This is a genomic window from Thiomonas sp., assembly GCF_054608695.1.
In genome coordinates this window covers 1-3,569 of record NZ_JBTRXV010000181.1, presented here as the reverse complement: position 1 = coordinate 3,569, position 3,569 = coordinate 1, and the positions used below count along the sequence as shown (strand labels likewise).

The window sequence follows — 3,569 nt, the reverse complement described above, 5'->3', positions numbered from 1 at the left end:
ATGCGGCACCACCGTGATCGCGCCGATGTGATCACTTTCGACTACAAGTCCTTTCTGCGCGCCGGTCCATCGTGGTTGCGTAACCTGGTGCTGGTGCTGGAGTGGGCCTACATCCCTGCGGTAGAATTTATCATGCGGATTTATGTGATGCTGCTGCCCTTCATCGATTTAGAGCACGCGGCGGCCAGGAAGCGCATCATTGCGGTGCTGGTATTGCGCCTGTTGTTTTTTGCCACGCTGGCTTGGGTGTCGTGGAAGGCGCTAGTGCTGTATTTTGTCGCCTATGTGATTTTCATCACTGCACTGCGCTTCGCCGATGCTTACCAGCATACTTACGACGCCTTCGCCATTTTGGCGGCAGGCGGTATTCCCGACAACAAAATACGTGATCGTGCCTACGAGCAGAACAATACCTATTCTAATCTGGTTTCGGTGCGTCACCCATTACTCAATCTGCTGCTACTCAACTTTTCATACCACAACGCCCATCATGAAAAGCCCACGGTGCCTTGGTACCGCCTGCCATCTTTGCATCATGAACTATATGGGGATGATGGCGAGCAGGTCATTCCGATGTCATGCTTGCTTTCCGGATTCCATAAACACCGAGTGAACCGCATCCTTAGCGATGACTATGGCGTGGTGACCTCGGGGCCAAACAAGGCCAATGGTTTCTATGGTGCAATTGGGGTTTCCTTTTTGACTGCGGTATAGCTGGAATAAAAATAACCATGCAAATCAATTTTGCCGGGAAAACTGCACTGGTGGCCGGAGCGGCCAGTGACATTGGCCGTACAATTGCTTGGGAAACGACATTAGCCGGAGCCGCTGCGGCAATCAACGCTTTGCCTCAGGCAACCGCATGACCCAGGTTCTCAGGATGTGGCCGCTGCTCACCGCCACCCACCGTTACGACAAATCCCTCTCTACCCGCCATCGCGGTCAGGGCCAGGTCATAGAGGCGCCGATCCTCGCCTATCTGATTGAGACTGCGCACGGGCGTATCCTCTACGATGTCGGCTGCGACTACGGCAAGATTGCCGACCAGCGGCAGCGGGCCCGCTACTACGATCCCGAAACCTTCGCCTTCGGGGCCCCCGATATGCGCGAAGACCAGCGCCTGCCGCATCACTTGGCGCGCTTGGGTTTGACCTTGGCCGACGTGGACCTGGTGTTTCTCGGCCATCTGCATTTCGACCATGCCGGCGGATTGTGCGAGCTGTGCGGCGCCGAGGTCCATGTCCAAAGCGACGAACTCGACGCCGCGCGCAGCGGATTAGACCCGGCGTACTTTCCCGATGACTTTGCCGGCGACCATCGCTGGAAGGTGATGAGCGGGGAATATGAGCTGGTACCCGGGGTGCGCGCGGTGTCCAGCCCCGGCCATACCGCCGGGCATATGTCGCTGTGGGTTGAACTGCCTCAGGGGGCGCCGGTCATCCTTTGTGGCGACGCCGCTGATCTCGAGGAAAACCTGCGCGACGAGATCGCGCCGGGGATCTGCTGGCAGGACCGCGAAGAACAGGCCTTAGCGAGTATCCGCAAGCTGAAGCACCTGGCTGCACGGGAAAAGGCCCAGCTCTGGCCCAACCATGACCTGGCCTTTTGGCGGGCCCTGCGCCGATTTCCAGAGTTCCACCACTGATGAACCTAAAAACGGCAGTTGGCGGATTCAGGATGAATAGCGCCGTACCTGCTATCTACCAGGGATTGTGGCGGCGCAGGCTGCTCACTACGCCGATTCTCCATGACGACACCACTCTGGTATTCTGGCTGCAGACCGCCTCCTGGCATGCCGACCTGCGCATACCCGCCGACCGGCCCGATTTTTCAGGCTGCGTCACACTGAGCGATTGTAGTCGTGCGCAATTGCTGGCGCTGCTGGGCCAAGAGGGATTTGCGGGCGTGACGTTGATCGACGGCGATACCTGCGAGTGGCAACGCTGTGTAGACTACCGCCCCACAGGTCTGCGCGATCTCGGCCGCATGGTGTTTTCCTCCACGGCCGATACCATCGAAGAATACGGCGTTGAGGCTGAGTACACCGAGCGCTGGGAGCGTGTGGCGGAAGGGGAAGGTTCGGTTGATGTCTGCTGGTCGACGGCTGCTCGGGCGCAGATCCTGTGGTTGAGAGCGGGGCGGCGCTTCATGCGGGTGCGCGACCGTCCTCTAGCCGAGGCAGGGAGCCGCAAATACTGGTACCGACTGCATGAGGGCACGGCTAGCGATGACGATTTGCGCCGGCTGGCCGATTGCGAGATTTCCTTTGGCGAAATTGCCGGGCAGGCCGGCTGTATCCTGCATTCCACCCTACCTTGGCTGGAAGGCCAGCGTCTGACCCTGCCCATCGAGATGCTGGCCCCTCAGACCTGCAGTGAACGCAAATAAGCACGCCAGCCGCCGAATCTGGTGATATCGCTGGCGCTGGCGATGCCAATACCTTCGCATAGGAAACCGCTGACCGCGCTGCCGTCGGCCAATTCGACGGTACCAATGCCCAGTGGTGCGGGGATGCCGGCGACAAAGGATCCGAAGGCTGCGGCGGGCATCTCCCACAGCTCGCAGTCGATCGCCTCACCGCCATGGGCGACGCGGATCAGCCCGGGACGCTTGCCATCTGCCAGGGCGTAAAGCCGATAGCAAGGGGCGGTATTGGTTTCGCCTATCAGCCGGGCACCGCGTGCAGTGAGCTGCTGGTTAAGGGCCAGCCCGCTGAGGTGGGCGCCGACCACCGCGACCCGTACCTGCCCGCTGGGCACTGCTGCGGGCCCGGTTTCCACTGGTGGCGGCATGGTTTCCATAGCGCCCATGGGTGCAGGGTCTGCAAGCTGCCAGTGTTCGGCCAGATGTAGCAGCGGTACGTCCTGATGCGCTGGGGCAAACAGGGTGACGCCGAATGGCAGACCGTCAGCACGGAATCCAGCCGGCACCGCTACTGCGGTGTAATCCAGCAGATTCATGAAATTGGTGTAGTAGCCCAGGTCGGTATTTCTGGCTACGGGTTCGGCCAGCAGTTCGGCGCGGGTAAAGATGGTGCCGGCTGTGGGAGTAATGACGCAATCCACCTGCGGCCAGATGCGGTCGCATTCGCGCTTGAGCTCCCGTAGCCGGTAAAGCGCGGCGAAGGCGTCTGCGGCCAGCGGCTTGGCTCCCCCCAAGGTGATGTCGCGGGTGACTGGGAACAGTGCCTCGGGATTGGCATCAATAAAACTGCGGATGGCCTGGTAACGTTCGGCCACCCAGGGGCCGCCGTAAAGCAGACGAGCGGTTTCCAGAAAGGAGGCGAAGTCGAGCTCGACGCGCTCGCCGCCCAGCGATTCGAGCCGCGCCACCGCAGCGTCGAACAACTGCGCGTATTCGTGGTCGCCAAAGAAGTTGAGGTCCTTCTCTGCTGGCACGCCGAAGCGGAAGCGCGGCGCGTAGCCGAAGTCAAAGCCGTGGGGCTGGGGCGTGCGCGAATAAGGATCACATGGATCCTCGCCCAGCACGGCCGCAAAGACCTCCTGGGCGTCCTGCGCACTCAGGGCGAAGATCGACACGCTGTCCAGGGAACGGCAGGCTGGCACTAC

At 60.8% G+C, this 3,569-nt stretch carries 5 protein-coding genes; 4 read left to right on the top strand and 1 reads right to left on the bottom strand.

From position 1 onward, the window contains the following. From ACYCUK_RS23905 to ACYCUK_RS23890, 4 genes are all read left to right on the top strand, one after another. Window positions 1-714 (top strand): fatty acid desaturase (locus ACYCUK_RS23905; RefSeq protein WP_461597078.1); only part of this gene is annotated, 714 nt, incomplete at its 5' end. A gap of 17 nt (window positions 715-731) precedes the next feature. Beyond that, window positions 732-866: a hypothetical protein gene (locus tag ACYCUK_RS23900; protein WP_461597077.1), complete on the top strand. Its 135-nt coding sequence runs from the start codon at window positions 732-734 to the stop codon at window positions 864-866. After that, window positions 863-1,645 (top strand): N-acyl homoserine lactonase family protein, encoded by a 783-nt coding sequence (locus ACYCUK_RS23895; protein ID WP_461597076.1) that lies wholly within the window; start codon window positions 863-865, stop codon window positions 1,643-1,645. Before ACYCUK_RS23900 ends, ACYCUK_RS23895 begins: the two co-directional genes overlap by 4 nt. 32 nt (window positions 1,646-1,677) lie before the next feature. Further along, window positions 1,678-2,388: a hypothetical protein gene (locus ACYCUK_RS23890; RefSeq protein ID WP_461597075.1), complete on the top strand. Its 711-nt coding sequence runs from the start codon at window positions 1,678-1,680 to the stop codon at window positions 2,386-2,388. On the opposite strand, the gene ACYCUK_RS23885 is transcribed toward ACYCUK_RS23890, so the two are convergent. After that, window positions 2,364-3,569, bottom strand: a 1,206-nt coding sequence (locus tag ACYCUK_RS23885; protein WP_461597074.1) for an allophanate hydrolase, incomplete at its 5' end; no start/stop codon positions are given. The genes ACYCUK_RS23890 and ACYCUK_RS23885 overlap by 25 nt on opposite strands.